The organism is Variovorax sp. Varisp46 (assembly GCF_059491885.1).
The window spans coordinates 2033968-2060125 of record NZ_CP168515.1 but is presented as its reverse complement, the minus strand read 5'-3'; the positions used below and the strand labels follow the sequence as shown (position 1 = coordinate 2060125).

At 67.4% G+C, this 26158-nt stretch carries 26 protein-coding genes and 1 pseudogene; 16 read left to right on the top strand and 11 right to left on the bottom strand.

Going from position 1 to position 26158, the window contains the following annotated elements; genetic code table 11:
* Positions 1-51: 51 nt before the first annotated feature.
* Positions 52-2742, bottom strand: coding sequence for a bifunctional acetate--CoA ligase family protein/GNAT family N-acetyltransferase (locus tag ACEN9N_RS09685; protein ID WP_495655952.1), 2691 nt, complete (start codon positions 2740-2742; stop codon positions 52-54).
* 242 nt (positions 2743-2984) lie between these two features.
* On the opposite strand from ACEN9N_RS09685, the gene ACEN9N_RS09680 reads away from it, so the two are divergent.
* From ACEN9N_RS09680 to ACEN9N_RS09670, 3 genes are all read left to right on the top strand, one after another.
* Positions 2985-3269 (top strand): hypothetical protein, encoded by a 285-nt coding sequence (locus tag ACEN9N_RS09680; protein WP_495655951.1) that lies wholly within the window; start codon positions 2985-2987, stop codon positions 3267-3269.
* 63 nt (positions 3270-3332) lie between these two features.
* Positions 3333-4517, top strand: coding sequence for a DesA family fatty acid desaturase (locus tag ACEN9N_RS09675; RefSeq protein WP_495655950.1), 1185 nt, complete (start codon positions 3333-3335; stop codon positions 4515-4517).
* A gap of 25 nt (positions 4518-4542) precedes the next feature.
* Positions 4543-4929, top strand: a complete 387-nt coding sequence (locus tag ACEN9N_RS09670) for an RT0821/Lpp0805 family surface protein (RefSeq protein ID WP_495655949.1) — start codon at positions 4543-4545, stop codon at positions 4927-4929.
* A 289-nt stretch (positions 4930-5218) separates the two neighbouring features.
* Here ACEN9N_RS09670 and ACEN9N_RS09665 read toward each other — a convergent pair whose 3' ends face one another.
* Entirely contained in the window at positions 5219-6052 is an 834-nt protein-coding gene (locus tag ACEN9N_RS09665; protein ID WP_495655948.1) for a universal stress protein, read from the bottom strand.
* A gap of 90 nt (positions 6053-6142) precedes the next feature.
* Between ACEN9N_RS09665 and ACEN9N_RS09660 the strand changes: the two are divergent.
* Positions 6143-6325: pseudogene (locus ACEN9N_RS09660) on the top strand (ribonucleotide reductase barrel domain-containing protein); the annotation flags it as partial.
* 42 nt (positions 6326-6367) lie between these two features.
* Here ACEN9N_RS09660 and ACEN9N_RS09655 read toward each other — a convergent pair.
* On the bottom strand, positions 6368-7624 hold the full coding sequence (locus tag ACEN9N_RS09655; RefSeq protein WP_495655947.1) for an MgtC/SapB family protein: 1257 nt from the start codon (positions 7622-7624) through the stop codon (positions 6368-6370).
* A 109-nt stretch (positions 7625-7733) separates the two neighbouring features.
* On the opposite strand from ACEN9N_RS09655, the gene ACEN9N_RS09650 reads away from it, so the two are divergent.
* Positions 7734-8771 (top strand): zinc-dependent alcohol dehydrogenase family protein, encoded by a 1038-nt coding sequence (locus ACEN9N_RS09650; protein WP_495655946.1) that lies wholly within the window; start codon positions 7734-7736, stop codon positions 8769-8771.
* 64 nt (positions 8772-8835) lie between these two features.
* Here ACEN9N_RS09650 and ACEN9N_RS09645 read toward each other — a convergent pair whose 3' ends face one another.
* Positions 8836-9003, bottom strand: a complete 168-nt coding sequence (locus tag ACEN9N_RS09645) for a hypothetical protein (RefSeq protein WP_495655945.1) — start codon at positions 9001-9003, stop codon at positions 8836-8838.
* A 5-nt stretch (positions 9004-9008) separates the two neighbouring features.
* Between ACEN9N_RS09645 and ACEN9N_RS09640 the strand changes: the two genes are divergently transcribed.
* From ACEN9N_RS09640 to ACEN9N_RS09615, 6 genes are all read left to right on the top strand, one after another.
* Positions 9009-9239: a hypothetical protein gene (locus ACEN9N_RS09640; RefSeq protein ID WP_495655944.1), complete on the top strand. Its 231-nt coding sequence runs from the start codon at positions 9009-9011 to the stop codon at positions 9237-9239.
* Between the two features lie 7 nt (positions 9240-9246).
* Positions 9247-10470: a class I SAM-dependent methyltransferase gene (locus ACEN9N_RS09635; RefSeq protein ID WP_495655943.1), complete on the top strand. Its 1224-nt coding sequence runs from the start codon at positions 9247-9249 to the stop codon at positions 10468-10470.
* A complete protein-coding gene (locus ACEN9N_RS09630; RefSeq protein WP_495655942.1) occupies positions 10454-11815 on the top strand; it encodes an FAD-binding oxidoreductase in 1362 nt (453 codons plus the stop codon). Before ACEN9N_RS09635 ends, ACEN9N_RS09630 begins: the two co-directional genes overlap by 17 nt.
* Before the next feature lie 110 nt (positions 11816-11925).
* Positions 11926-12768: a universal stress protein gene (locus tag ACEN9N_RS09625; RefSeq protein ID WP_495655941.1), complete on the top strand. Its 843-nt coding sequence runs from the start codon at positions 11926-11928 to the stop codon at positions 12766-12768.
* Positions 12769-12827: 59 nt separating this feature from the next.
* Positions 12828-15305 (top strand): cation-translocating P-type ATPase, encoded by a 2478-nt coding sequence (locus ACEN9N_RS09620; protein WP_495655940.1) that lies wholly within the window; start codon positions 12828-12830, stop codon positions 15303-15305.
* 16 nt (positions 15306-15321) lie between these two features.
* Positions 15322-16866 carry a bifunctional aminoglycoside phosphotransferase/ATP-binding protein gene (locus tag ACEN9N_RS09615; RefSeq protein ID WP_495655939.1) on the top strand — a complete coding sequence of 515 codons (1545 nt, stop codon included), beginning with the start codon at positions 15322-15324 and terminating at the stop codon, positions 16864-16866.
* Between the two features lie 4 nt (positions 16867-16870).
* Here the strand turns inward: ACEN9N_RS09615 and ACEN9N_RS09610 are convergent, their stop codons facing one another.
* Complete coding sequence (locus ACEN9N_RS09610) at positions 16871-17377, bottom strand: universal stress protein (RefSeq protein ID WP_413311936.1); 507 nt, start codon at positions 17375-17377, stop codon at positions 16871-16873.
* 166 nt (positions 17378-17543) lie between these two features.
* Between ACEN9N_RS09610 and ACEN9N_RS09605 the strand changes: the two genes are divergently transcribed.
* The gene (locus ACEN9N_RS09605) at positions 17544-18128 is read left to right on the top strand and encodes a hemerythrin domain-containing protein (RefSeq protein WP_495655938.1); all 585 of its coding nucleotides are present in this window, start codon (positions 17544-17546) and stop codon (positions 18126-18128) included.
* A 256-nt stretch (positions 18129-18384) separates the two neighbouring features.
* Here the strand turns inward: ACEN9N_RS09605 and ACEN9N_RS09600 are convergent, their stop codons facing one another.
* The 3 genes from ACEN9N_RS09600 to ACEN9N_RS09590 form a co-directional block, all read right to left on the bottom strand.
* Entirely contained in the window at positions 18385-18759 is a 375-nt protein-coding gene (locus ACEN9N_RS09600) for a TraR/DksA family transcriptional regulator (protein WP_007827728.1), read from the bottom strand.
* Between the two features lie 51 nt (positions 18760-18810).
* Complete coding sequence (locus ACEN9N_RS09595) at positions 18811-20100, bottom strand: trypsin-like peptidase domain-containing protein (protein ID WP_495655937.1); 1290 nt, start codon at positions 20098-20100, stop codon at positions 18811-18813.
* Positions 20101-20329: 229 nt separating this feature from the next.
* On the bottom strand, positions 20330-20857 hold the full coding sequence (locus tag ACEN9N_RS09590) for a flavodoxin family protein (protein WP_007827724.1): 528 nt from the start codon (positions 20855-20857) through the stop codon (positions 20330-20332).
* Positions 20858-21051: 194 nt separating this feature from the next.
* Here ACEN9N_RS09590 and ACEN9N_RS09585 point away from each other — a divergent pair, with 194 nt between their 5' ends.
* The 4 genes from ACEN9N_RS09585 to ACEN9N_RS09570 all read left to right on the top strand — a co-directional run bounded on the left by ACEN9N_RS09585 (position 21052) and on the right by ACEN9N_RS09570 (position 24276).
* Entirely contained in the window at positions 21052-21474 is a 423-nt protein-coding gene (locus tag ACEN9N_RS09585) for a universal stress protein (RefSeq protein WP_007827722.1), read from the top strand.
* Entirely contained in the window at positions 21475-22917 is a 1443-nt protein-coding gene (locus ACEN9N_RS09580; protein WP_495655936.1) for a trypsin-like peptidase domain-containing protein, read from the top strand. It begins immediately after the preceding gene.
* 10 nt (positions 22918-22927) lie between these two features.
* The gene (locus ACEN9N_RS09575) at positions 22928-23443 is read left to right on the top strand and encodes an NUDIX hydrolase (protein ID WP_495655935.1); all 516 of its coding nucleotides are present in this window, start codon (positions 22928-22930) and stop codon (positions 23441-23443) included.
* Between the two features lie 107 nt (positions 23444-23550).
* Entirely contained in the window at positions 23551-24276 is a 726-nt protein-coding gene (locus tag ACEN9N_RS09570) for a hypothetical protein (RefSeq protein ID WP_495655934.1), read from the top strand.
* A 116-nt stretch (positions 24277-24392) separates the two neighbouring features.
* Here ACEN9N_RS09570 and ACEN9N_RS09565 read toward each other — a convergent pair whose 3' ends face one another.
* Genes ACEN9N_RS09565 through ACEN9N_RS09555 form a run of 3 tightly spaced genes read right to left on the bottom strand, consistent with a single transcriptional unit; the run spans position 24393 to position 26082 of the window.
* Positions 24393-24605: a DUF4124 domain-containing protein gene (locus ACEN9N_RS09565; protein ID WP_007827714.1), complete on the bottom strand. Its 213-nt coding sequence runs from the start codon at positions 24603-24605 to the stop codon at positions 24393-24395.
* On the bottom strand, positions 24599-25279 hold the full coding sequence (locus ACEN9N_RS09560; protein ID WP_495655933.1) for an ankyrin repeat domain-containing protein: 681 nt from the start codon (positions 25277-25279) through the stop codon (positions 24599-24601). The genes ACEN9N_RS09565 and ACEN9N_RS09560 overlap by 7 nt, the downstream gene beginning before the upstream one ends.
* Entirely contained in the window at positions 25276-26082 is an 807-nt protein-coding gene (locus tag ACEN9N_RS09555; protein ID WP_007827710.1) for a TatD family hydrolase, read from the bottom strand. Before ACEN9N_RS09555 ends, ACEN9N_RS09560 begins: the two co-directional genes overlap by 4 nt.
* Between the last annotated feature and the right edge of the window lie 76 nt (positions 26083-26158).

Sequence of the window (26158 nt, the reverse complement as noted above, 5' to 3'; positions counted from 1 at the left end):
ACGAAGACATCATGGAGGTCGCCCGCTACCTCAACGGGCGCTTCTACGGGTTCACGCCGACGAGCACGACGGGCTTGCTGAAGTCTTCAGTTCCAGCACCATCCGCCGCAGACCCGAAGAGGGCGGCTCTGCCGGATCGGCCTTGAAGCCCATCGCGGCCGAGAGCTTCAGCATGCGGGTGTTCTCGCGCAGCACGAGGCCGACCAGCCGCTCGATGCCGCGGCGGCGCGCATGCTCGATCAGGCGTTCGAACAACAGTGCGCCCAGCCCCTGGCCCTTGAGGTCGGAGCGCACGACGATCGCGAACTCGGCCTCCACGTTGTCGGGGTCGCTCACCGTGCGGGCCACGCCCAGTGTCTCGGCGCCGCCCTGTGCGTCGGTGGCCTCGGCAATGAAGGCCATCTCGCGGTCGTAGTCGATCTGGGTCAGGCGCGCGAGCTCGCTGCGCGGCAGTTCCTTGCGGGTGGAGAAGAAGCGCATGCGGATGTCTTCCGCATCCAGCGACTCGAGAAAGCGCCGGTGCTGCGCCTCGTCCTCGGGCCGGATCGGCCTGACCACGATCGCACGGTCATTCCAGGTCTGCGCGCGCACCCACTGCGCGGGGTAGGGCAGGATGGCGAAGCGCTCCGCGCCGCCCACCGGCGTGGGCGACAGCCGCACGCGCGCGTCGAGCGCCAGCGCGCCGTTTTCGTCGACCCACAGCGGGTTGATGTCCAGTTCCGCCAGCTGCGGCAGGTCGGCCAGCATCTGCGACACCGCGATGAGCACGTCGTACAGCGCATCGAGCCGGGCCGGCGGATGGTCGCGAAAGCCCGCCAGAAGACGTGCCACGCGCGTGCGCGACACCAGTTCGTGCGCGAGCGCGCGGTTCAGCGGCGGCAGCGCGATGGCTGTGTCGCCGACCACCTCGACCGCCGTGCCCCCCTGGCCGCAGAGGATCACGGGGCCGAAGACGCTGTCCATGCTCGCGCCGACGATGACTTCCTGCGCATGCGGGCGGTGCACTGTGCGTTGCACGGTGAAGCCGTCGATCCGTGCCAGCGGCCTGGCTGCTCGCACCGTGTCGAGCATCTCGCAGGCGGCTTTGCCCAGGGCGGCTTCATCGCACAGCCCGAGCCGCACGCCGCCCACGTCCGACTTGTGGGTGATGTCGCGCGAGAGGATCTTCAGCGCCACCGGGTAACCCAGCCCGCGAGCCGCCTCGACGGCCGCCTCGGCAGTCGCTGCCACTGCCAGCGTGGGCACCGTCTCGATTCCGTAGGCCTGCAGCAGCGACTTTGCCTCCTGCTCGCCCAGCCACTCGCGCCCCTCGGCCGCGGCGGCAGCGAGCGTTGCCCGCACCGATGCGCTGTCGGGCGCGGCGTTGCGGCAGGCGCTCGGCGTCTCCATCAGGGTCTCCTGGTTGCGCCGGTAGGTCTGCAACATCGCGAAGGCGTGCACTGCCTCTTCCGGCGTGGCGTAGTCGGCGACGCCTGCGTCCTCGAAGAGCTTGCGTGCCTGCGCCACCGCGTTGTCGCCGAGCCAGGTGCTCATCACGCGCGAGGCGTGGCTGCGCACCAGCGGCATGCAGGCGCGCGCGATGTCCTCGCTGCGCACGATGGCCGTCGGCGCATGCATGAAGAGCACCGCGCCCGCCGATTCGTCGGCCAGCAAGGCCGAGAGTGTCTCGGCATAGCGCTCGACTGGTGCGTCGCCGATGATGTCGATCGGGTTGGCATGCGACCAGTTCGCGGGCAGCACCGCGTCGAGGCGGGCCAGCAGCTTCGCAGCCGGGGCGGCGAGCGTGACTCCTTCGCGCGCGGCCGCGTCGGCGGCCATCACGCCGGCACCGCCGCCGTTGGTCATGACCGTGAGCGTGCTGTGCCGGTTGCTGCGAAAGCGCGACAGCGTTTCCGCGGCGATGAAAAGCTCCTGCAAGGTATCGACGCGCAGCATGCCCGCTCGCTGGATGGCCGCGTCGTAGACGATGTCGGAACCCGCCAGCGCGCCCGTGTGCGAGGCCGCGGCCTTCACGCCGTTGCCCGCGCGTCCGGCCTTCACCACGATCACCGGCTTGTTGCGCGCGGCCGCCCGTGCGGCAGACATGAACTTGCGCGGCGATTCGATCGCCTCCACGTACAGCAGGATCGACCGTGTGCGCGCGTCGCTGGCCAGGTGATCGAGCAGGTCGCCGAAGTCGACGTCGCAATGGTCGCCCAGCGAGATCAGGTGAGACAGGCCGACGCCGCGGCTGCGCGTCCAGTCGAGCACGGCCGTGACCAGCGCACCCGACTGCGAGACGAAGGCCACGTCGCCCGCCAGCGCATCGGCGTGCGCGAAGCTGGCGTTCAGGCCGATGTGGGGACTGAGCAGCCCGAGGCAGTTGGGGCCGAGCAGGCGCAGCGTGAAAGGGCGCGCCGCCTCCAGCGCGGCCTGCTTCTGCTGCGCGCTCAAACCCGCCGTGACAATCACCACCGCGCGGGTGCCGAGCGCGCCGAGTTCCGCGACCAACGGCGCCACCGTGGCCGGCGGCGTGCAGATCAACGCCAGGTCGGGCGCGGCGGGAAGATGCGCCGCGCTGGAGAAGATGGGCACGCCATCGAGCGAGCCGTGCTTAGGGTTCACGCCGTACACCGGCCCCGCGAAGCTGCCGGCGCGCAGGTTGCGCCAGACCGTGGCGCCAACGCTGCCTGGCCGGTTGGAGGCGCCGAACACGGCAACTGAGGCCGGCGACAGCAGGCGATCGAGATGGCGAATGCTCAAGGGAGGCTCCGAAGTGATCGTCCATGGTGCAGCGCAGCGCCGGCCTTCGGCTTGATGCACGTCAACCCGCCGCCGCGGCGCAGGTGCAAGCTCGGGATCTGAAGGAACCCGCCATGCACGCCCACCCACCTGGAGCCGCATATGCCGCCGACATTTGATCCATGGCAGGGCCATCGAGGTGCAGGGGCGGGACGACGACACGCTGCGCCTGGCTGGCGCTGCGGGGGGCGGCAATCAGCGTGGTGACGCTGGCCGTCAGCACGGTGCTCGAGGAAGAGGCCGGCCTGTTCGACTTTCAGCTGGTGCAGCAGGGGCCGCACGATCTGCTGCTCAAGACCCGGAGGCAGGGCGCACAGGCCGGACGGACCCTGCACAAGGCGCGCACCGTGCTCGCGGCATTCCTCGAGGCGCAGGGCGCGCGAGGCATCCATATCCATTGCCATGGCGGCGAAAGTGCGCATTGCGGGCGCAGCGGCAAGACCCGGCGAGTGATCTCGCAGGTGGACGGTGAGAGGCTGGCGTGTTGACCTGCATCAAAGCCCGGAGCCAGTGCAGTCCGCAGAATCGTCCGCACTATTCACGAGGTACGAATGCAAACCCTGCTTTATTCCGGCGCTCTCGATCTTCCCTGGTGGGGCGCTGTGCTGGCCGCGCTGGCGCTCACGCACGTCACCATCGCTTCGGTCACCATCTTCCTGCACCGCCACCAGGCGCATCGCGCTCTCGAACTGCACCCGGCGGTGAGCCATTTCTTCCGCTTCTGGCTGTGGCTGACCACCGGCATGGTGACGAAGGAGTGGGCCGCGGTGCACCGCAAGCACCACGCCAAGTGCGAAACACCCGAAGACCCGCACAGCCCGCAGGTGTACGGACTCAACAGGGTGCTGTGGGGCGGCGTGTTCCTCTACGTGCGCGAAGCGGGGCATGCGGAAACGCTCGAGCGCTACGGCCACGGCACGCCCGACGACTGGCTGGAGCGCAATCTCTATTCGAAGCACAAGATCCTCGGCATCGTGCTGATGGGCATCGTGGACATGGTGCTCTTCGGCGTGCTGCCTGGCGGCCTGATACTGCTCACGCAGATCGCGTGGATCCCGTTCTGGGCGGCCGGCGTGGTCAACGGCATCGGCCACTACTGGGGTTACCGAAACTGGCCGGCCCGTGATGCCAGCACGAACATCTCGCCGATCGGCATCCTGATCGGCGGGGAAGAGCTGCACAACAATCACCACGCCTTTCCTGCCTCGGCCAAGCTCTCCAGCAAGTGGTTCGAGTTCGACATCGGCTGGCTTTACATCCGCACACTGCAAGCCCTGGGGCTGGCGACGGTGAAGCACGTGGCACCCACGCCGCGCCTTGTTGCGCCCAAGGCGAATGTCGATCTCGCCACGGTGCAGGCAGTCATCCGCTGCCACTACGACGTGCTGTCGAACTACACGCGCTCTCTGAAGAAGGCCTGCGTCGCGGAACTCGACCGGCTGCGTCGCATGTCGCCGGAAGCCGCACGCGCCCTCAAGGCGGTGAAACCATTGCTGGGCAAGGACCAGGGCCTGCTCGGCCCGTCGCGTTACCAGCAGGTGTTGCAGGCATTGAATGCATCGCAGGCGCTGGCTACGATGTACGCGATGCGCGGGGAACTGACCGCCTTATGGAGCCGTTCCACGGCCACCGGCGAGCAGCTCGCCCGGCAGTTGCAGGACTGGTGCCAGCGCGCCGAGGCGAGCGGCATCGCGCCGCTGGCCGATTTTTCGCGGCGCCTGCGTTCCTACGCCTGAACGGCCGAGCGCCCAGGAGATGCGAATGAAGCTTGCACCGGTTCTTTCCGCTTCGTGCGTTGCACTGGCGCTGGCCGGCTGCGGCAGCTTTCCCGGGCGCACACCAGCCGGCAGCATGCTCACCGGATCTCTCGCGGGTACGGCGCCCGGCAGTGTGGCGGCCAGGGCGATGGACGACAACGACCGCCGCCGCGCGGCGAGTGCATTGGAAACGCTGGCGAACGGCGAGTCCTCTGTCTGGCGCAATCGCGAGACGGGCGACAGCTTCGTTTTCACGCCCACGCGCAGCTTCGACCAGCGCGGCGCCCGGTGCCGCAACTTCAAGCTGGAAGTGTCGGTCGGCGGGCGGTCCGACAGCATCGGCGGCAGCGCATGCCGGCAGGCCGATGGGGCCTGGCGCATCCCGGGCTGAGGCACGGTGACAGACGCCGAGCCATGGTCCGGCGATTCGATGTCTGCAACGGCGACGCCGACGGCCTCTGCGCAGTCGTGCAATAGCGGTTGCACGAGCCTGGGCCGGCTGAGCTCGTGACGGGGCTCAAGCGCGACATCGCGCTGCCCGGCCGCGTCGAGGAGGCGCTGCAGCGCGCCGCCCAATGCGGCTCGGAAGGCGGCACGCGCGCACAAGGAGGAGACCAGCGCTTGAAGCCCTTGTCCGTCTCTGGAAAGCCGCCGGATGAAGTTTTGGCGGGCGCCGCCGCTCAGTGCGCCATCCAGACCGGGACCGTGGCCGACTCCAGCATCGTGCGGGTGGCGCCTCCGAGCACGAGTTCGCGCGCACGGCTGTGGCCATAGCCGCCCATGACGATCAGTCCGGCGCCGATCTTCCCCGCCAGCGACAGCAGCGCTTGGCCGGCGTGCCTGCTGTCTTCCAGAGTCCGGTGCTCCTGCACCTGCCCAATGCCGTGCAGGCGCAGGTAATCCCGCAGCCGGGACATCGGCGGCACGGGGTCTTCGCTGTCTGCGCAGGCCTCCAGGTGGACCTCCTTCGCCGCCTGCAGCATGGGCAGGGCAGTGGTAAGTGCGTGGGCGGACTCGCGTGTCGAACGCCAGGCGACCAACACCTTCCCCGGCTTCGGGGACACCCTGCCGGCAAAAGGAACGATCAATGCAGGCTTGCCGCTGCCGAGCATGACTGCCTCGACGAAGTCGCCGGGCACATCGAAACCGGCCACGTCCCGCGGGTTGCGCTGCCCCAGCACCATGAGGTCGCAGGTGAGCGCGCGCTGGATGAAGCTCTCGACGACGGGTTCGCCGCGCAGTTCGCGCCAGTCGCTGCGGTTGGCGTGGTCTTGCAGAAGGCGCTCGAACACGGCTGCGGCATGGGCGCGGTGATCGGGATCGACCTCTCCGGCCATCGGCATCGACGGAATTCCACCCATCAGCGGTAGCACCGCCAGCACGGACGGGGACACCGCGAAGAGCGCGGTCAATGCCGACTCGTGCATGGCCGCGAGCCGGTGCGCGAGCCGCAGCCGCACCTCGGCACGTTCGGTGCCATCCAGGTGGACGAGGATTGAGCGCAGCGTGTTCATTTCAGGAACGGATGTGGTGAATGAGGAGAACTCTAGAAGTCCGCCGGGCCCGGCGTCTTGCGCTGGATCAAGGCGCAGCGAGGGCATCCCGGCATGCGCAACTCGCACCTGCTGTCGATCGCGCCTGCCGGCACCATCAGCCTTGCCCTTTCGGACAACGCGAGCCATGGCATCGAGCCGGCCTACGCCTGGACCTTCACGCGACGCAAGCGACTGCCGGAGGGTGGGGTGGAGGAGTACGTGGTCGAGGACCCTGCGCTCAGGCTGTACCGCGGCCCGCAGGCGGCGCCAGGGCTCGCGTTCGTATGAAGCGGCTCACCCCTTGAGCCAGACCGCGACGGCGCATGCGCAGGCCAGGCTCGCTACCAGCGCAGCTGCCACGCGCAGCGCATAAGCCCTGCCGCCGGCAGCCAGGGCCACCATGCAGCGTGTGAGCGTGTTGGTTCCGACCGCCACGAGCACGCCGCGGACGAACTGATCCACAGACAAGGTGCCGGCCGCGTGCAGCGAGGCGAGCGAGGCCACGGGCGCGTGCGCGTCGACCAGCGCCGCGAGCGCGATGCCGACCTGCAGGCCGGTGTCGCCGAAGTGCCGCTGCGCCGTGCCCACCAGCAGCGCAACCAGCGCCAGCGCGAGCGCGACGGTGAACGCTTCGCGCGGGCGCAGCGCGGTGCGCGTGCTGGCGGGCGCCTCGATCGCCGCTGATGGCCGGGAAGACAGAAGCGGCAGCAGGCCCACGGCCGCCGCGCCTGCCGCGCCGGCAAGTGCCACCGGCAACAGCGCGAGCCCGGCCGGCGGCGACAAGGCGGCGGTCATTGCCAGCGCAAGCACCCAGGTGGCCACCGCAGACAAGGCCGCAGCACCGGCCAGCAGGCCGGTGTGCGGTGGCTTTTCGCGCGCACGGTTGCCGAACGAGGCCACGGTGGCCGTGCTCGACACGAACCCTGATGCAAAGCCCGCACCCAGCAGGCCGCCGCGCACGCCGAGCCATCGCACCGCTGCCTGTCCCGCGGCCTGTATCGCCATGATCAGCAGCACCATGGAGGCCAGCGGCCGGGGATTGATGCCGCCGAGCATCTCGATGGGCCGGGAAGGAATGAGCGGCAGCGCGATGAGGGCGAGCGCCGCCAGCAGGATGCCGTCGTGCAGTTCCTGCTCGCTGAGCAACTCGGTTGCAAAGCGATGCAGCCTGCGGCGCGCCGCCAGCAGCAGTGCCAGGCCGGTCCCGCAGGCCGCGCCAAGCGATGGCTCGATGATGCACAGCACGCCGACCAGGTAAGTAGCGAACAGGGTGATCTCGGTGGTCATGCCCGGATCTTGCGAGCGGCTCTTCCAGTGCGACACAGCCGCCAGCGTGGCGACGAGCGCTCCCCCGATGGGAACGAGCGCCGGGACGGGAAGAATCTGCGCGACAGCACCCGCCAGCGCCACGACGGCGAAGGTGCGCAGCCCCGCGGCCGCGCGCCGGTCGCCGTCGCCCTTTCGGCGTTCGCGTTCGATGCCGACCATCATGCCGATGCCCAGCGCCACGGCCAATCCGACGATCGCAGCCGATGGGCTGAAGGTGTTCATGCATTCAGTGTCCTCCGGCGTGGCGGCGCGTCAAGGCATCTGCACGGCGACGCAGGCATTCCTTGCGCTATCTCAAGGGCGCGCGAACGGGGAGGCATAACGTGGTGGCATGAAAGCACTCGTATACAGGGGCCCCGGCCTCAAATCGCTCGAAGACCATCCCAAGCCGGAGATCCAGGCGCCGGGCGACGCCATCGTCAAGATACTCAAGACGACCATCTGCGGCACCGACCTGCACATCCTCAAGGGCGACGTGCCGACCTGCACGCCGGGCCGCATCCTCGGGCACGAGGGTGTGGGCGTGATCGAGAGCGTCGGCGCCGGCGTCACGGCCTTCAGGGCTGGCGACCATGTGCTGATCTCGTGCATCTCTTCGTGCGGCAAGTGCGAGAACTGCCGCCGCGGCATGTATTCGCATTGCGCCACCGGTGGCTGGATTCTCGGCAACACCATCGACGGCACGCAGGCCGAGTACGTGCGCATTCCGCATGCGGACACCAGCCTGTATCCCGTTCCGCCCGGCGCGGACGAAGAGGCGCTGGTGATGCTCAGCGACATCCTGCCGACCGGTTTCGAGTGCGGCGTGCTCAACGGCAAGGTCGCGCCCGGCAGCACGGTGGCCATCGTGGGCGCCGGGCCGATCGGCCTGGCCACGCTGCTCACGGCCCAGTTCTATTCGCCGTCGCAGATCATCCTGATCGATCTGGACGACGGCCGGCTGGAGGTTGCGCGCCGCTTCGGCGCGACGCACACGATCAACAGCACCGACGGCAAGGCGGCCGAGGCGGTGCTCGCGCTGACCGGCGGCCGCGGCGTCGACGTGTCGATCGAGGCGGTCGGCATACCGGCCACCTTCGTGCTGTGCCAGGACATCGTGGCGCCCGGCGGCACCATCGCGAACATCGGCGTTCACGGGCACCCGGCCGAGCTTCACCTGGAGCGGCTGTGGTCGCAGAACATCGCGATCACCACGCGGCTGGTCGACACCGTGTCCACGCCGATGCTGCTGAAGACGGTGCAGTCCCACAAGGTGGACCCGGCCCGGCTGATCACGCACCGCTTCACGCTGGACCAGGTGCTGGATGCCTACGACACCTTCGTGCGCGCCGCCGAGACGCATGCGCTCAAAGTGATCATCGAAGCGTAGGGCCCTTGCGCCTGCCGAACTTTTTTTCTTCCGTCTCTTTCATTTCCTCTTTCCAACGGGTTCTTCAATGTCGCTTTTTCATGCAGTCGCCTGGGGCGATCACCACGCAGAGCAAGTCCTTCGGCTCGGCGCTTCGCAGGTTCTTGCGCAGCAGGTCAGGGAGCATGTCCACTGCACGCGGCAGCATGGCAGCAACGTGCGCAGCGAGCACGAGTTCTTCGATGGGAGACATTTCTCATGCCCAACGACGCCTTTTCCATAACCCCGACGATCCCGACTGCATTCGGAGCCGGCTACCTTCAATCCGTGATGAATTGGCAGATGGCCGTCGGCAAGAGCATGTTGCTGGCACAGCGCAAGCAATGGGAAATGCTGGCGGCCTGGCAGCGCTCGATGAGCGCAGTGCAGCGCGAACTCATGGACCAGTGGATCTGCCGCTTCGGCGGCGGCGTACCGCTGGACGGCTAGGCGCGCGATGCTGTCCCTTCCACTGCGCAACATGCTCGACGGCATCGGCCAGCGCGCCGCGACGCGCTTCGCCGTTGTGATGCCCGATGGCAGTCGCCATGGCGTGGGCGAGGTCCCACCGGTCTTCACCATCACCTTCCATACCGAGGCCGCGCTGTTGGCCACGGCGACGCGCGGCCACATCGGTTTGATGGACGCCTACTTCGACCAGGAAGTGGACGTCGAGGGCGATTTCGGCGCCGCCCTGGCGGCCGGCATGGCCGCCGGCTTCGATCAGCAGGCCGGTGCGCTCAACGGCATCGAGAACAGCCTGCACGAGCTGCGCCACTCCAACCGGGACCCGGCCCATGCCAAGGCCAACGCACGCGCGCACTATGGCCTCGGCACCGGCTTCTACCGGCCGTGGCTCGACGATCCACTGATGATGTACACCTGCGGCTACTGGCCCGAGGGCACCCGCAGCCTGGAGGAAGCGCAACGCCGCAAGATCGACCACGTGTGCCGCAAGATCATGCTGAAGCCCGAAGACCGCTTCATCGACATCGGCTGCGGCTTCGGCGGTTTCATGTTCCGCGCGCGGGAAAAGATCGGCACCACCGGCGTCGGCCTCAACACCACCACCGAGCAGGTCGAATGGCTGCGCGACGAGATCGAGCGGCGCGGACTGGAAGCCTCGCTGCAGGTGCGCGAAGCCGACTTCCGCGACGTCGACGAGCAGTACGACAAGGTCGTATCCATCGGCACGCTGGAGCACGCGGGCCGCGACCAGCTGCCCGAGGTGATCCGGGCGCACGCGCAGTTCCTCAAGCCCGGCGGGCTCGGCATCCTGCACTTCATCGGCCACGTCGGGCGCTTCGAGACGGAGCTCTTCATACGCAAGCACGTATTTCCCGGCGGCTGGATTCCCAGTCTGGCCGACGTGATCGTGGAAATGGAGCGCAGCGGCCTGGAGGTGCTCGACATCGAGAACCTGCGCCGGCATTACGCACCCACGCTCGATGCCTGGGCCGAACGCTTCGAGAAGCATTGGCCTGCCATACAGATCCTCGACCCGCAGCGCTTCGACGAACGCTTCCGGCGCATCTGGCGCACCTACCTGATCGGCTGCGCCGAGATGTTCCGCTCGCAGGCGGGCTACACGCACCTGTTCCAGATCGTCTTCAGCAAGGGCAATGTGACACCGCAGAGCTACCCGATGGGCAGGGAGCACCTGTATGAACCGCAGCACTGAGGCGCTGGCTCACGCGGAACGCAGGAGCCACCTCGTGGCGGCCATGCGCGAAGACGGCGTGGGGCCGGCGCCGCCGATCGCGCTGACCAAGCGAACGTCGAACCTGTTTCGCGACCGCCAGGCCGGTCCGAGGCGCCTCATCGACCTCGGCGTTTTCAACCATGTCATCGGCATCGATACCGCATGCAGCACGGTCGAGGTCGAAGGCATGGCCACCTACGAGGCCCTGGTAGCTGCAACGCTGCGGCACGGCATGATGCCGGCGGTGGTGCCCCAGCTCAAGACCATCACCGTAGGCGGGGCGGTAGCGGGCGTGGGCATCGAGGCGACATCGATGCGCCAGGGGCTGGTCCACCACTCGGTGCTGGAACTCGACGTGCTGCTGCCGGACGGCCGCATCGTCCACTGCACCCCCGACAACGCGCATCGCGACCTGTTCTTCGGCTTTCCGAATTCCTACGGTTCGCTCGGCTACGCACTGCGGCTGGTGCTGCGCACGCTGCCTGTGCAGCCCTATGTGCGCGTGGAGCACATCGCATACGAGCATCCCGAGGAATTCTTCGCGGCGCTGGCCGAGGCCTGCGAGGGCGATGCCGACTTTGTCGACGGCGTAGTGTTCGGCCCCCGGTCGATGGTGCTGAACATCGCTCGCTTCGAGAACACCGCCCCCTGGCTGAGCAACTACGAGTTCGAGCGCATCTACTACCGCTCGCTGCTGGAGATGCCGGTCGACTACCTCAGCGTGCACGACTACCTGTGGCGCTGGGATACGGACTGGTTCTGGTGTTCGCGCAACTTCGGCGCGCAGAACCCGCTGGTGCGTCGCCTGTTCGGCCGTGAGCACCTCAACTCCCGTACCTACACGCGGCTCATGCGCCTGAATGCCCGCTGGGGCGTGACAAGGCGCCTGGCAGCATGTCACGGGCTGCACACCGAATCCGTGATCCAGGACGTCGACGTCCCGATCCGCTCGGCGCCGGCCTTCCTCGACTTCCTGCAGCGCGAGATCGGCATCCTGCCGGTCTGGATCTGCCCGTTGCATGTGCCGGACCCTGGCGCCTGCTTTGCGCTGTACCCGCTCGATGCGGGCACGCTGCACGTCAATTTCGGCTTCTGGGACGTGGTCGAGCGCCGCGAAGCGCATGAAGCGGGGCACTTCAACCGCCTGGTCGAACAGGAAGTGCTGCGCCTGGGGGGCATCAAGTCGCTCTACTCGGACAGCTTCTTCACCCGCGAAGAATTCGACAGCGCCTACGGCATGGGCACCTACACCATGCTCAAGCGCCGCTACGACCCCGAAGGCCGCGCACCGCATCTGTACGACAAGTGCGTGCTGAAGCACTGACCCGGCGTTGGTTTGATCGCCGTCAACCCCCGCGCGCTCCCGGGGCACGAACATCTGTCTGACGTCCATTTCCTGCGCCAGGACGCGGCGCACCACCTTGCGGGGCATCCATGAACTTCAAAACCATCCTCGTTCACCTGGACCATTCGGTCCGCAGCTCCGTGTGCGCCGCGATGGCGGCCCAGTGGTCCCGGGCGCACGAGAGCCACCTGGTCGGGCTGGTGCCCACGGGCCTGTACGACGGCGTGATTCCCGCCGACGCCATCGCCACCGGCATGACCGACTACATCGTCGAGTCGGCCGACTATCTGCATCGGCGAGCCGAGGCTATCGCGCGCGAGTTCAGGGAAGGCATTGCCGGATCGGGGCCCTTGTCGTACGAGGTGCGGCTGGTCGATGGCGCCACGGTGGACGCCGTTGTACGGTACGGGCGCGCGAGCGATCTCGTGGTGCTCGGACAGGAAGACGACTCGAACAGGAAGGACACCACGGTGCGTGGGCTTGCCGAGCAGGTGCTGATGGAAGTGGGGCGACCGGTGCTGGTCGTGCCTTCGGCCGGTGCGTTCGGGGGGATCCCGAAGAACATCGTTGCGGCCTGGGACGGCTCGCGTGAAGCCGCCATGGCCCTTCAGGCGGCATTGCCGGCGATGAGGCGCGGGACACGCGTCACGCTCCTGTCGCTGCGCCACCCGCGCGACGAAGACAACACGCAGCAGCTGCTGGTATCGGACATGATCCAGTTCCTGCTGAGGCACGGCGTGCAGGCGCGTGCCGAGTCCGAGGTGACCGAAATCAACGTCGCAGACGCGTTGCTGTCGCGGGTTTCGGACCTGAGCGCCGACCTGCTGGTGATGGGCGGCTACAGCCATTCGCGCCTGCGCGAGCGGATCCTGGGCGGCGTGACGCGGCAGATCCTCGCGCAGATGACGGTGCCGGTCCTGATGGCGCACTGACGCGGATGGCCGCGGCGGCCGATGGTGGCACGCTTGACGCCAGACACCCAGGACCCATCGTGACCGACAACCCGCCTCAGGGCCTGACCGATTCCGAGGCCGCGCAGCGCCTGCGCCGCGACGGTCCGAACGTGCTGCCCTCCGTCTCCCGCAGGGGATTGGCCCGCATCGCCTGGAGTGCGCTGACGCAGCCGATGTTCTTGTTGCTGCTGGCGACCGCCGCGTTGTATGCGCTGCTCGGCAGCCTGGGCGACGCCGGCATGCTCGCGCTCTCGGTGCTGCTGGTGGGCGGGCTGTCGATCTATCAGGAGCAACGGACCGAGCGTGTGCTCGAAGCGCTGAAGGAGCTCTCCAGCCCCCGCTGCACGGTCGTGCGGCAGGGGCGCGCGCTGCACATCGCGAGCCGCGAGCTGGTGCGCGGAGATCGGCTTCTGGTGAACGAGGGCGACCGGTTGTCCGCCGATGCGCGGATCGTCGAGGCCGTCGGGCTGCAGGTCGACGAGTCCTTGCGCACCGGCGAATCGATGCCGCAGGGCAAGCACGCAAACGGCGAAGGCGAGGGCGGCCGGCTCTTCGCGGGTAGCCTGGTGGTGCGCGGCGACGGCGTGGCCGAGGTGACCGGCACCGGCGCGCACACCGCGCTGGGTGCCATTCACCGCTCGATCTCCCAGCTCACGTCCCGTGCGAGCCGGCTGCAGGAGGAATTGCGCCAGCTGGTGGGGCGCGTCGCCTGGCTTGCGGCCTTCACCTGCGTCGTCGCGGCAACGGTGTTCGCGCTGCGCGAGGGCTCGTGGACGCAGGGCCTGCTGGTAGGACTGACGCTGGCAATGTCGCTGATCCCCGAGGAGTTCGCGGTCGTGTGGAGTGTGATGCTGGCGCTCGGCAGTTGGCGCCTTGCAAGGTCGAACGTGCTGACCCGCCAGCCGCAGGCCATCGAGGCGCTCGGCACCACCACGGTACTTTGCGTGGACAAGACCGGAACGCTGACGCACAACCGCATGGCGCTCACGGCGCTGTACGACATGGAGGCGGAATGCAACCCGGGCGCGGGCGAGCCGGCCGCGCGCTTTCATCGCCTGCTGGCGGGCGCGCTGCGCGCCAGCAGCACGGGCGGCGTCGAGCCCATGGACCACGCGGTGCGCGCCACCGCGCAAGCCGCGGGCCTGGCCGGCGGCGATGCAGGCTGGACGCCCGGCCCGCGCCGCGGCATCCGCGATGGCATGCCCTATGTCGTGCACTGGTGGCAGGCGCCCCGCGAAGCCGGGCAGACGGTGGCGGTCAAGGGCGCAGCGGAGGCCGTGCTCGGGCTCTGCGATGCCGAGCCGGCGCTGATGCAACGGCTGTGGGAAACCGCCGACCGATGGAGCGCGGCTGGCCTGCGGGTGCTCGCAGTGGCCGAGGGGCATGCGGCGCAAGCCGGCGACGACGCCGCGCTGCCCGGCGGGCTGCGCCTGGCGCCGTTGGGCCTGCTCGGCTTCATGGACCCATTGCGCGCGGAGGTGCCCGGCGCCATCGAGGAATGCCGGCGCGCGGGCGTTCGCGTGGTGATGATCACCGGAGACGCGGCCCTCACAGCCCGCGCGATCGCGCAGCAAGCCGGGCTGATCGATGGAAGCGAGTGGCAGGTGATGAGTGGCAAGGCGCTGGCCACGATGGACGACGAGGCACTGCGCCGCTGCGTACGCGACGTGCAGGTCTTTGCGCGGGTCGATCCCGCGCAGAAGCTGCGCATCGTGCGGGCTCTGCAACAGCAGGGGGACATCGTGGCGATGACCGGCGACGGCGTGAACGACGCACCGGCGCTCAAGGCTGCCGACATCGGCGTCGCGATGGGCCTGCGCGGCACCGATGTTGCGCGCGAAGCTGCCTCGCTGGTGCTGCTGGACGACAACTTCGCCTCGCTGGTCGAGGCAGTGCGCGCCGGCAGGCGCATCTTCGCGAACCTGCGCAAGGCGCTGGGCTACCTCTTCGCCGTGCACGTGCCCATCGTCGGCGTGGCGCTGATCCCTGTCGTGATGGGCGGCCCGGTGCTGTTGCTGCCGCTGCACGTGGTGCTGCTGGAACTGTTGATCGACCCGGCCTGCTCGCTGGTGTTCGAGGCCGAGCCGGCGCCCGACGACAGCATGACGGTGCCGCCGCGTCCCCGGGACGACGCGCTGTTCTCGATGGCTTCGGCGGCCCGCGCGTTCGCGATGGGGGCCCTGGTCTTCGTCGGCGTGGCGCTGGTGCAATGGGGCTGCCGCGCGCTGGGGGCCACGCACGAGGAACTGCGCATGGCCAGCCTCGGGTCGATCGTGCTCGGCAACCTGCTGCTGCTCGTGTGGTTTCGCGGCGCCAGTGTCCGGCTCACGCACACCAACACGGTGTTCAATGCTCTATTGGTTGGCGTGTGCGTGGTCTGGGGGATGCTGACGGCGGTGCCTGGCGTGGGGGCCCTGTTCGGCCTGCCGGATACGTCTTCGCCGTGGGCCTTGTGGGTCGTGCTTCCTGCGGGCTGGTCGCTGTGGCGCCTTTTCGCCATCTCCAAACGTCATTGAATCGCAAACAAGCCATATGGACACCACACTGGTCAACGCACTGCGAGAGCAACTCCAGCGGGAGACCGGGCAACCCGTGGTCTTGGTCGAGACGCACATTTCCTGGGTGCTGCTGACGCGGACGCAGGCCTTCAAGCTCAAGAAGCCGGTACGCCTGCCGTTCCTGGACTTCGGCAGCGTCGAGGCCCGAAAGCACTTCTGCGAGGAGGAGCTGCGCCTCAACCGACGCTTTGCTCCTTCGCTCTACATCGACGTGGCACCGGTCTGCGGCACGCGCGAGTCGCCGCGCATCGGCGGCGCCGGCACGGTGATCGACCACGTGGTGCGCATGCTGCGATTCCCGGGGTCGTCGCTGCTGCGCGACCTGCTGGTGGAAGACCGGCTGCAGCCCGCGCTGCTCGACGGCTTCGCGCAGCGGCTGGCGGCCCTGCACGCGGCAGCGGAGCGAGCGACGCCGGTGTCAGGCTTCGGCAGTCCTGACTCGATCGTTCGAGCAGCTACGGATGCGCTGGCCGCGTTGCGGGCGCAGGGCGGCGAAAGCCGCCTCGCCCCCCTTGCAGCACTGGAGACGTGGGTTCGGGAGCAAGGCCAGGTGCTGCGCATGGCATGGATCGCCCGCCAGCAGGGCGGCTCGATACGCGAATGCCACGGCGATCTGCACATGGCCAACGTGGTCCTGGTCGACGGTGCGCTCATGCCTTTCGACTGCATCGAGTTCGACCCGGCGCTGCGCTGGATCGACGTGATGAGCGACCTTGCATTCCTCACCATGGACCTGAAGGCCCACGGCCGCGACGATCTCGCACTCCGCTTCCTGGACGCCTGGATGCAGCACAGCGGTGACTACCCGGCCCTGCAGGTGTGGCGCTTCTACGAGGTTTATCGGGCGCTGGTGCGGGCCATGGCCACGGGACTGGGTCCAAGGCCCCCGGATGGCGAGGCCCGGCCCGACTACCTGGCCTGCGCAACGCGGATGACGGTGCAGCCGGAGGAGGGCGCCCGCCTGATGATCACGCACGGCTTGTCGGGCTCAGGAAAATCCAGCGTTGCCTTGCAACTGTTGTGCGCCGCGGGCGCTGTCCGCGTGCGATCGGACGTGGAGCGCAAGCGGCTGTATGGCCTCGATCCGCTGGCGCGCTCCGCCGCCCTTGGGCTCGACATCTACGGCGCGCAGGCAACGCGGCAGACTTTCGAAAGGCTGCGCGCCTGCGCCCGCGATGCACTGCTTGCGGGCTATCCGGTGATCGTGGACGCGGCCTTCCTGCGCGGCGCCGAGCGACGCAGCTTCGAAGCCCTTGCAACCGAGCTCCGCGTGCCTTTCACGATCCTGGATTGCCGCGCAAGCCCGGCAACGCTGCGCCGCCGCGTGGCCGAGCGCGACACGGCAGGCACGGACGCCTCGGAAGCCGGCCTTTCAGTGCTGGAGCGTCAGTTCGAATGGCAAGACCCGCTGGCGGCCGACGAGCGCGCGCTGGCCATCGAGGTTTCCACGGAAGACACCGTAGACATCGCGCTGGTCGCAGCGCGCTGGCGCGCCGCGACCGCGACCGCGAACCGCTGAACCCTCACTGGCTGGCGAGCGTTCCGCTCGGCAGCGTGAAACGCTCGTGTTCGGTCTTCGCGCTTTCGGGCGCACGCACCAGCAGCACCGGCACTGGCGACAGGCGCAGGATGTGCTCCGCGCTGCTGCCCATGACCCAGCGGCCGAGTCCTCGACGGCCGTGAGTGCCGATCACGATCAGCTCGGCCTTCGATGCTTCCGCCTCGGCGATCACCTGGTCGTACACGGTGCCCTTGAAGCTGTCGAGCAATACGGTGTCGGCTTCGACGCCTTCCTCGACTGCCTTGGCCCGCGCGGCCTCGAGCAGCTTCGTGGCGTTGCCGCGCAGTTCTTCGAGCCAATTGCCGGCATGGCCCGCGTAGGCATCCATGGCCAGCGCGAAGGACAACTCGTCGATAACGTGCGCCAGGCGCAGGCGCCCGCCCGTGAGCTTTGCCAGCTTGATGGCTTCGGCCAGGCCATGGCTGGATGTGGAACTGCCGTCAATGGGAACAAGAATTCGCTGGTACATGGCACGACTCCGGTTTGTGGTGTGGATCGGTCCAGTATCCGCACGGGCGCTCCGCGCGGCTTGACATTGATCAAGCGCGGGGCCTGCCGACGGCCAGGGCTTGATCTGGAACAAGCCTGCGCGCGAACGAAAGCGCCACCCTTGAGGCATGCACAGGACAACCCTCATGACCCACGCCACCGTTCGCATCATTCGCCAGGAGCACGCCGCGCTCGCCGCCATGCTCCGCTCCATCGTCATGCTGCTCGAGCAACACCGCAAGAAGGGCACTTTGCCCGATTTCGCGACGCTACGAGCCATGCTCTTCTACGTGGACGAGTTTCCGGAGAAGCGCCACCACCGCAAGGAAACCGAATTGCTGTTTCCCAAGCTGCGCGCCAGGACGCCGATCTCGCGGGATCTGCTCGACAAGCTCGACGGCGACCATGCCAAGGGTGAGCGCAGGATCCGCAACGTCGAGCACGCGCTGCTCGCGTTCGAGATGCTGGGTGAGTCGCGGCGCGAAGAATTCGAGAAAACGGTCGGCGAGTATGTCGACTTCTACCTGAGCCACATGGCGCTGGAGGAGCGCGAGATCCTGCCGCTGGCCGAGCGCGTGCTGACCGAGAACGACTGGCGCGACCTGGACGAAGCCTTCGCCCAGAACCGCGACCCGATGACCGGACACGTGCCCGATCTCGAATACAACGCGCTCTTCACGCGCATCGTGAACATCGTTCCCGCGCCCATCGGCCTGGGACCGGCCCTCTGAGCCGGTTGCCGGCTCAACGCACCAGCACGTAGGTGCCCGGCGCGTCGCACAACGGCGGCATGCCGCGCTGCGGCGCACCCAGCCGGGACCGGGGCGTCAAGAAGTCGCTGCTCCACGGTGTACACCGCCAGCAGGCCAAGGAAGGAAAGCCGTTGCCTGACCGGAAGGAGAAGGGCACGAAAGCAAAGAAGTCAAAGAAGGAATGAAGGCCAGAACCCGCCGCCAGAACGACAGCGAGTGATGGATCTTCGCCCCTTCAGTGCCGGTGGCCTGTTTCCACGCTCGTCTGGCAGGCCGCGCACCGGACGGCGGTGGGCTGCGCGAACAGCCGCGCACGCGGAATCTCCGCACCGCAGTCTTCGCAGACGCCGTAGCGTCCGTCCGCCAGGCGCGCGAGCGCCAGCTCGATCGCTTCGAGCCTGGTGCGATCGATCTCGATCTCGGCCAGATGCACGTCGGCTGCGCGCTCCGCTTCGGCTTCGTCGGCATGGGTCGTCACTTCGCGACCGCCTCCGGATTCCAGGAGCTGGGCCGTGGGCACCGAGGCGCGGAGTTCGTCGAGAACCTGCCGCTTCAGCATGTCGAGCTGCAGATGAAGCGAGCGGCGGTCGGCTGCGTCGAGGTGTTTCATGGTGTGTCGTCCTTGAGATGCGATGGCTGCGATGGAGGTGTTGCGCCGCGGTCAGAGGCGGCCACGGCGCGAGGCCGGAAGGCGGATCGCCACGTAGGCGAGCCGGCGGTCGCGCATCACCAGCAGCGCGACCGTGTCTCCGGGAGGCACCCGCGCAAGGCTTCGCTTGAAGTCCTCCGGGCGATAAAGCTTCGTTGTGTTCATGGCCACGACCACGTCTCCGGCACGGATGCCTTCGCTGCGCGCGAGGCCGCCGGCCTCACGCACCATCAGGCCGCTGTCGATGCGCAACTGCAGCCGCTGCGCGGGGGAGAGCTCGCCCACGCTCAAGCCCAGGCCGTCGTTCCATTCGGGCGCCGCGGCCGCGAAAGAGGTGCCGGCGACGGCGGGTTGGACGACCAGCGCGACCTGGAGCACGCGGGCAGCGCCGCGTCGCCACACCTCGAGCTGCAGCCGACTGCCGGGCGCGCGTTGCGCAATCTGCTGCGGAAGATCGATGAAGTGCAATAGAGGCTTGCCGTCGAGGGCCAGCACCGCGTCTCCCTGCGCCAGGCCCGCAGCTTCCGCGGGGCTGCCCGCCTCGACGCGGACCACCAGGGCGCCGGCCGTTGTTGAAGCAGGCAGGCCGAAGGACTGGGCCAGCGCAGGCGTCATCTCCTGGAATTCGGCGCCCAGGTAGGCCCGCAGCACCGCTCCGTGTTCCTGCAGCTGGTTGGCGATGCGCATCGACAGGTTGATCGGCACCGCGAAAGACAGGCCCATGTAGCCGCCGCTGCCGCTGTAGATCATCGAGTTGACGCCGACGACCTCGCCGCGGCTGTTGAACAGCGGGCTGCCCGAGCTGCCCGGATTGATGGCGACGTCGGTCTGGATGAAGGGAATTTCGCCCGCGCCGCCCATGACGCGCCCGACAGCGCTGACGACGCCAGCCGTCACGCTGCCGTGAAATCCGAAAGGCGAGCTGATCGCAGCCACCCAGTCGCCGGGGCTGAGCGTCGAGGAGTCGCCGATGACGGCCACGGGCAGGGCGCTCGCATCGATCTTCAGGAGGCCGACGTCGGTGCGCTTGTCGACGCCGACCACGCGCGCCGTGAAGCGGCGCCCGTCGTCCAGCTGGACCTGGGCCTCGTCGATGTTCGTGACCACGTGGGCGCTCGTGAGGATCAGGCCGTCGCTGCGGATGATCACGCCCGAGGCGAGGTCGCGGATCTGGCTGATCCGCGCGCTCGCCGGCAGGGGCCAGGCCAGCCGGTCGGCGAAGTCGTGCTCCGGGGCGATTTCCAGTTCGATGTCTTCCGGGGTCTCGTCGCGTCCGATGCGCAGGGTGCTGATATCGACCACCGACTTGCTGCGACTTGCAACCAGGGACGAGAAGCCACTCGTGCCCGCCGCAACAGGCTCGGTCGCGGCCGCTATCTGTCCGCGAGGGGCCGAAGGAGGCACAGGTCTGGGCGCGGCGCAGGCACAGAGCAGCGAAGTGCCGGCGGCAAGCGTCCACGCGAGGTGGGCGGTGCGATGTATCACACCTGTCTGAAAGAGAAAGTTGGCCACGTCGATCCGGACTCGGCCTTCAGATCGATTGCGGCGACAGCGTCACGGGGCGCACCACTGCCTGCGAATCTTCGGCACTGCTCACAGCGCTGCCGAAGGCCTGCAGGCGGGCCGCACAACTGCCGTCGTCGACCTCGCGCATCGTGAGCGAGGAGCTCAGGATCGGCGCGCGGCCCAGGAGCTTGCCGATCTCGGCTGCAGCGTTCGGTGCTCCCTGTCCACCCATGACCGAGAGCACGGCGACATCGGGCAGCCGCTGGCGTTGGCGCGCGACGAAACTGCGCATGGGGCCGGCGAGTTGCAGCATCCAGATCGGCGACACCAGCACGACGGCATCGAAGTCGCTGGGCGGCGGACCGTCGTAGCGAATGGCGGGCTGTCGCCGGAAGAACGAGTCGAGCACGCAACGCAAGCTGCCGAGGGCGCCGCTGCGAGGGCGCACCTCGGTGACGTTCGCGATGTGCCAGTTCTGCTGGCTGCACAGGAGCTCCGCGACCCGGCGGGAAGTGCCCGTGTAGGAATAGACGATCACCAGGACGTTGTTCATGCTTGCCTCTGCTGCGTTCATGGACAGTCAATGTAGGCAGCGTCGTAAGCCGCGGCCTTGCGCTGCATCAAGTACCGGCGGTGTCGCGCCGAGGTGCTGCGAGCCATCGGATTTCTTGATTTGGCGCAAGGCGAGGCGCCGGGTGCGCGAGGACCATCCTTGCACCGGGGAACGTCTCCGCCGAAGGAACCATCATGAAAATCCTGCTTGCCGTCGATGGCAGCGACTACACGAATCGCATGCTGTCCTACCTGACCACGCACAAGGATTGGGCGAATGCGGGCCACACCTTCACGGTCTTCCATGCGGTGCTGCCGGTGCCGCACCGTGCCGCGGCCTTCGCAGGGCCGGACATCGTGCACGGGTACTACGAAGACGATGCGCGGGTGGTGCTCGAGCCTGTGCGCGCGTTGCTGGCCAGGAACGGCATCGAAGCCCGCTTCGAGCACCGCATCGGCCACCCCGCCGAGGAGATAGCTTCGTTCGCGCAGAAGGGGCAGTTCGATCTCGTGATGATGGGTTCGCGGGGCCATGGCACCTTGACCAACCTGGTGCTGGGGTCGGTTGCCACCAAGGTGCTGGCTGCGTGCACGGTGCCAGTCTTGCTGGTGCGTTGAATGAGTGCCGCAACCCTGGCACGGGGCGTGATCGTGGCCGCCTTCGGTGCATTCGCGCTGGCGGGCGGAACGAGCACCTGGTCGCAGACGCGATCGTCGTGCCTTGAGCGCACGTCGTCGGGACTGCAAGGCTCTGATTTCGTGGCGGCCGCGGCGCGTCAGTCGCCTGCGGTGGTGAGCGTGACAGTCGCGGGCACGGGCAACGACTGGGTTGCCGCCAGCGATCAGCGCGCACCGACGCAATGGGGCCGCGGCGTGGAGCGCGGTTTCGCGTCGGGGTTCATCTTCCGCCGCGACGGCTACATCCTGACCAGTGCGCACGCGGTGACCGGCGCCCAGGCGATCTCCATCGTCACCGAGGACCAGCGCCGCTTCGATGCCGAGGTGGTTGGCATCGACCGCCGCACCGACGTGGCGCTGCTGCGAGTCGCGGCGTCCGACTTGCCGGTCGTCACCGTGGGCCGCAGCAGCGAGCTCTGCCCGGGCGAATGGGTCGCCGCGATGGGCGCCCCCTTCGGCTTCGAGCGCAGCGTGACCGCCGGCGTGGTGAGCGCCAATCCGCGTTACGTGTCAGGTGGGAGCGGGGTGCCGCTGATACAGACCGACGTCGCGCTCAACCCGGGCAACTCGGGCGGGCCGTTGTTCGACGAACGGGGCAGGGTGGTCGGCATGAACTCGATGGCCTACTCGCCCGGCGGGGGGTACTCCGGCATGTCGTTCAGCCTGCCGATCGACACGGCGATGCACATTGCGGACGAGCTTCGTATCACCGGACGGGTGATGCGGGGGCATATCGGTGCCCGTATCCAGCCCCTGACCGTCGAACTGGCACCGGCCTTCGGGCTCGATACCGCAATGGGGGCGCTGGTGGTGCGCGTCGACCCGGACAGCCCCGCCGAGCAGGCGGGGCTTCGCAGCGGCGACGTGGTGCTGGCCGTCGATGGCGCTGCCGCAATGCCCTATGCCGACATACAGGATCGTGTAGCCGGAGCCCGCAAGGGCAGCCTGCTCGCACTGAAAGTCTGGCGCCACAAGACGCCGTTGACGATGCAGGTAGGCGTGGCCGAAATCCCACCGGACCTCGCGCCCCGGCTGGCCGCACGTGCCTTGCCGCAAGAGACGCGCTTCGGGCTCGAACTCTCGGAGCGAAAGGGTGTGCTGGGCATCAGCCTTCTGGATCCCGGTCTCGTTGTGCAATCGGCCTCGGGTTCGGCTCAGCGGGCGGGATTGCGCTACGGCGACATGCTGATCGCGGTCAACGATGTGCAAGTGGCCGGCCTGGCGGATTTCGATGCGGCGATCCAGTCCATCAGAGAGAGCGACACGGTCGCTTTGCTGGTCATGCGCGGCTCGGCCCGCAGCTATGTGCCGATTCTTCCGCGCGGTCCGCAACGTGCCCCCGTGGCGCGAGGCGCGAGCGATGCCACCGTACGGATGCCGTGAGGCTTGTGCAATGGAAAAGTCGACCAGCTGTGGCGTTCTGGTGTTCGATGCAGCAGGGCAACTGCTGCTTTGCCATGCGACCGACAGCCGGTATTGGGACATCCCCAAGGGCGCAAGCGATGGGCAGGAGCAGGGCGCGCAGACCGCCGTGCGTGAGGCGTTCGAGGAATGCGGCCTCCGGTTGCTGCCTGCTCAGCTGAGGGAGATTGGACTTTTTCCCTACCGCCGGGACAAAGAGCTTCGGCTCTTTGCAGTGCTGGTGAGGCATTTCGAGGCGAAATCCTGCGTGTGTTCCAGCTTCTACATGGACCGCCGTGGACGACGTCGCCCCGAGATGGACGGGTTCCGCTGGGCCGCATTCGAGCAGTTGCCCCAGTTTTGCGCACCCAGTCTTGTCACAGTGCTGACGCAAGAGCTTTCTTTGGCCGGAATCCATGGGCAACTGCTCTACGAAGTGAGGCCGGTCGATGCAGTGCTTGCGCCGCGCGGGGGGCTCGGGATTGATCACTTTGAACGGAGCCCGTAAGCAAGCAGCAATCCCGTGTTGACGAGCGGTGCGCAAGCTGGTTGGGTGCCGGCCAACTACTTTGTCCCCCCGCAGTCCAATCCAACGGTCGAGCCAATAATCGCGTCATGACGATCAGTCCGTTGGAGGCTTACCTTGACCTGCAGTTGCGGTTCGCCGAACGCTATTGCGCGCTGACCGATGTCCCAGTTGCAGACGCGATCGGCAAATGCACGAATTTGCGTCGGAGATTCGGTCTTTGGGGGCCCGCGGGCGATCGCGCTTGGGCTGCATTCCTGCAAGAGATTCCGCCCTGCGCGCAACATCGCGATCTCTTGCGCCTGACGCTGAGCGCTGCAAGCGCCGCGCCCACAGTCCGGCAATCACCATTCGGATGCTTCAGCTACGACCCCGGCGGTGCAGACAGGACACTGCGACTTCACTTCATGCCGGATCCACGCCATCGGCGCAGCAGCCCTCTTGCTAGCAGTAGTACGCACGAGCGTCATGCGGAGTTGCGAGCACTGTTCGCAGAAGTTCGTCGGCAGCACCCCGACGTTCAACAGGTTCTCGGCTTCTCGTGGCTCTATCACACTCAAGCCTATACGCGGCTCTTCCCGCCGGCGTATGTCGAGTCGCTCGTACCCGCAGAGGGGCCGCTCCATTTGAACGGAAGTTCCATCTGGGGACAGGTCTTGAATCATCGCCATCAGTTGAAGCCCGGGGTCGCCGATCTTGTACTTGACGGACTTCAGCCGAGTACCGTTGATTTTCCGTGGCGGGCCTTTCCGCTGCAGCCGCTCGTCGCGTACTGCTCAGCGGAACACTTTTTCAACTGGTTCGCGGTGGAATGACGGACGCCCATGGCGATAGGGCGTTGACGACGAACTCATGGCGATTGGCCGTTATGATTTAACATAATGCACATTGTGTTTATTTCAGGTGAACACAACGAGGCTCCCAGCCGGTATCAACGCTTCAGCGCGCTCCCCGAACCCCGGCCCTCGTAGTTCACGCCCTTCGTCTGCTTGACCTCGACCTTCTTCGCGTCCGGGCACGGCTCGTTCGAATAGGCGACCTTGCCGCCATGTACGCACTTGTAGATCGAGTGCTGCGCCATCGCGCCGGACGCGAAACCCATCAGTCCAAACGCCAGCAACATGGCGCCCGCCGGCTTCACCATTTGCCGTCCTTCGGAATCGCCTTGGGCGCATTGGCTTTGGCTGCCGCCGCCGCAGTGATCAACGACGCCGCTTCCGGACGGTTCGCCTTGTTGGCAAAGTCGACGGCCGTCATGCCCAGCTGGTTCTTCATCGTGGTGTCCGCCCCCTCGGCCAGCAGCAGCTTCACCGCCTCGCTCGAGCCGTACATCGCAGCCATCATCAGCGGCGTGGTGCCATTGGGCGATTGCGCGTCGATGAATGCGTAGTTGTCGAGCAGCACCTTCATGATGGTCAACTGGCCGCTGGTCGCGGCGTAATGCAGCGGCGTCCAGCCCGTCTTGTTGACCGCAGCGTCGCGCTTCAGCAGTTGCGTGACCAGGTCCTGCTGGCCCTTGATCGCGGCCAGCATCAGCGGGGTTTCGTCCTTGGCGTTGGCCAGGTCCACATTGGTCTGAGGCGACTCAATCAGCACCTGGATGACTTTCGGCGAAGGCTCACGCAATGCGATCAGCAAACCCGTCTGGCCGTGTTCGTCGCGCGTGTTCGGATCAAAACCGCGCTGCAGCAGCGTGCGCACGCCGCTGGCGTTGTCGCCACGCACGGCCCGGAAGAAGTCTTCGAACGAACCAGCATGCACTGAAAAAGATGCAGCAAAAACAAAGAGATAAAGAGATTTTTTGATGTAGTTCTTCATGATTTAACGTCCCTGAACAACGTTTCGAAGTTGTCGCTCGTGGCCTTGGCGATGGCCTCCACGGGCACTTTTCGCAGTTCGGCGATCTGCCGTGCCACGAATGGCACGTACGACGGATTGTTGGTCTTGCCGCGGTACGGCACGGGCGCGAGGTAAGGGCTGTCGGTCTCGATCAGCATGCGGTCCAGCGGCACGAAAGCGGCTACGTCGCGCAGATCCTGGGCCTTCTTGAAGGTCAGGATGCCGGAGAACGAGATGTAGAAACCCAGATCGAGCGCCGCGCGTGCCACCTCGGCGGTTTCGGTGAAGCAATGGAACACGCCGCCGGCCGCATTGCCGGCGCCGTCCTCGCCCTCCTCCTTGAGGATCGCCAGCGTGTCGGACGAGGCCTCGCGGGTGTGGATGATCAGCGGCTTGCGGGTCTGTTGAGCGGCGCGGATGTGCACCCGAAAGCGGTCGCGCTGCCATTCCATGTCGGAGATGCTGCGTCCGCCCTTGCGTTCCTCCATCTGGTAGTAGTCGAGGCCGGTCTCGCCGATGGCGACCACGCGGGGCCGGGCCGACAGCCGCACCAGGTCTTCCACGCTGGGCTCGGCGATGTCCTCGTTGTCGGGGTGCACGCCGACGCTGGCCCAGAAGTTGTCGTAGCTGGCGGCCAGCGCCTGCACGTCGTCGAACTCTTCAAGCTTGGTGCAGATGCAAAGCGCCCGGTCGACCTGCGCGGCGGCCATGGCGGCGCGGATCTGCGGCATCTGGTCCGCGAACTCGGGGAACGTGAGGTGGCAGTGGGAATCGGTGAACATCGGAAATGGTGAAGTGCGCGGCGCACTCCCTGGTGGGAGGTGGCGCCGTCGACGGAGTTCCGCGTCACGGGGACGG

Bases quoted from the DNA above. Each gene is read 5' to 3' on its own strand.
- ACEN9N_RS09625 (WP_495655941.1), top strand. From the start codon at position 11,926: ATGAACTTCAAAACCATCCTCGTTCACCTGGACCATTCGGTCCGCAGC.
- ACEN9N_RS09630 (WP_495655942.1), top strand. From the start codon at position 10,454: ATGAACCGCAGCACTGAGGCGCTGGCTCACGCGGAACGCAGGAGCCAC.
- ACEN9N_RS09590 (WP_007827724.1), bottom strand. From the start codon at position 20,857: ATGAACAACGTCCTGGTGATCGTCTATTCCTACACGGGCACTTCCCGC.
- ACEN9N_RS09610 (WP_413311936.1), bottom strand. From the start codon at position 17,377: ATGTACCAGCGAATTCTTGTTCCCATTGACGGCAGTTCCACATCCAGC.
- ACEN9N_RS09645 (WP_495655945.1), bottom strand. From the start codon at position 9,003: ATGTCTCCCATCGAAGAACTCGTGCTCGCTGCGCACGTTGCTGCCATG.
- ACEN9N_RS09655 (WP_495655947.1), bottom strand. From the start codon at position 7,624: ATGAACACCTTCAGCCCATCGGCTGCGATCGTCGGATTGGCCGTGGCG.
- ACEN9N_RS09565 (WP_007827714.1), bottom strand. From the start codon at position 24,605: ATGGTGAAGCCGGCGGGCGCCATGTTGCTGGCGTTTGGACTGATGGGT.
- ACEN9N_RS09650 (WP_495655946.1), top strand. From the start codon at position 7,734: ATGAAAGCACTCGTATACAGGGGCCCCGGCCTCAAATCGCTCGAAGAC.
- ACEN9N_RS09665 (WP_495655948.1), bottom strand. From the start codon at position 6,052: ATGAACACGCTGCGCTCAATCCTCGTCCACCTGGATGGCACCGAACGT.
- ACEN9N_RS09585 (WP_007827722.1), top strand. From the start codon at position 21,052: ATGAAAATCCTGCTTGCCGTCGATGGCAGCGACTACACGAATCGCATG.
- ACEN9N_RS09640 (WP_495655944.1), top strand. From the start codon at position 9,009: ATGCCCAACGACGCCTTTTCCATAACCCCGACGATCCCGACTGCATTC.
- ACEN9N_RS09575 (WP_495655935.1), top strand. From the start codon at position 22,928: ATGGAAAAGTCGACCAGCTGTGGCGTTCTGGTGTTCGATGCAGCAGGG.
- ACEN9N_RS09580 (WP_495655936.1), top strand. From the start codon at position 21,475: ATGAGTGCCGCAACCCTGGCACGGGGCGTGATCGTGGCCGCCTTCGGT.
- ACEN9N_RS09675 (WP_495655950.1), top strand. From the start codon at position 3,333: ATGCAAACCCTGCTTTATTCCGGCGCTCTCGATCTTCCCTGGTGGGGC.
- ACEN9N_RS09615 (WP_495655939.1), top strand. From the start codon at position 15,322: ATGGACACCACACTGGTCAACGCACTGCGAGAGCAACTCCAGCGGGAG.
- ACEN9N_RS09635 (WP_495655943.1), top strand. From the start codon at position 9,247: ATGCTGTCCCTTCCACTGCGCAACATGCTCGACGGCATCGGCCAGCGC.
- ACEN9N_RS09670 (WP_495655949.1), top strand. From the start codon at position 4,543: ATGAAGCTTGCACCGGTTCTTTCCGCTTCGTGCGTTGCACTGGCGCTG.
- ACEN9N_RS09605 (WP_495655938.1), top strand. From the start codon at position 17,544: ATGACCCACGCCACCGTTCGCATCATTCGCCAGGAGCACGCCGCGCTC.
- ACEN9N_RS09560 (WP_495655933.1), bottom strand. From the start codon at position 25,279: ATGAAGAACTACATCAAAAAATCTCTTTATCTCTTTGTTTTTGCTGCA.
- ACEN9N_RS09570 (WP_495655934.1), top strand. From the start codon at position 23,551: ATGACGATCAGTCCGTTGGAGGCTTACCTTGACCTGCAGTTGCGGTTC.
- ACEN9N_RS09600 (WP_007827728.1), bottom strand. From the start codon at position 18,759: ATGAAACACCTCGACGCAGCCGACCGCCGCTCGCTTCATCTGCAGCTC.
- ACEN9N_RS09555 (WP_007827710.1), bottom strand. From the start codon at position 26,082: ATGTTCACCGATTCCCACTGCCACCTCACGTTCCCCGAGTTCGCGGAC.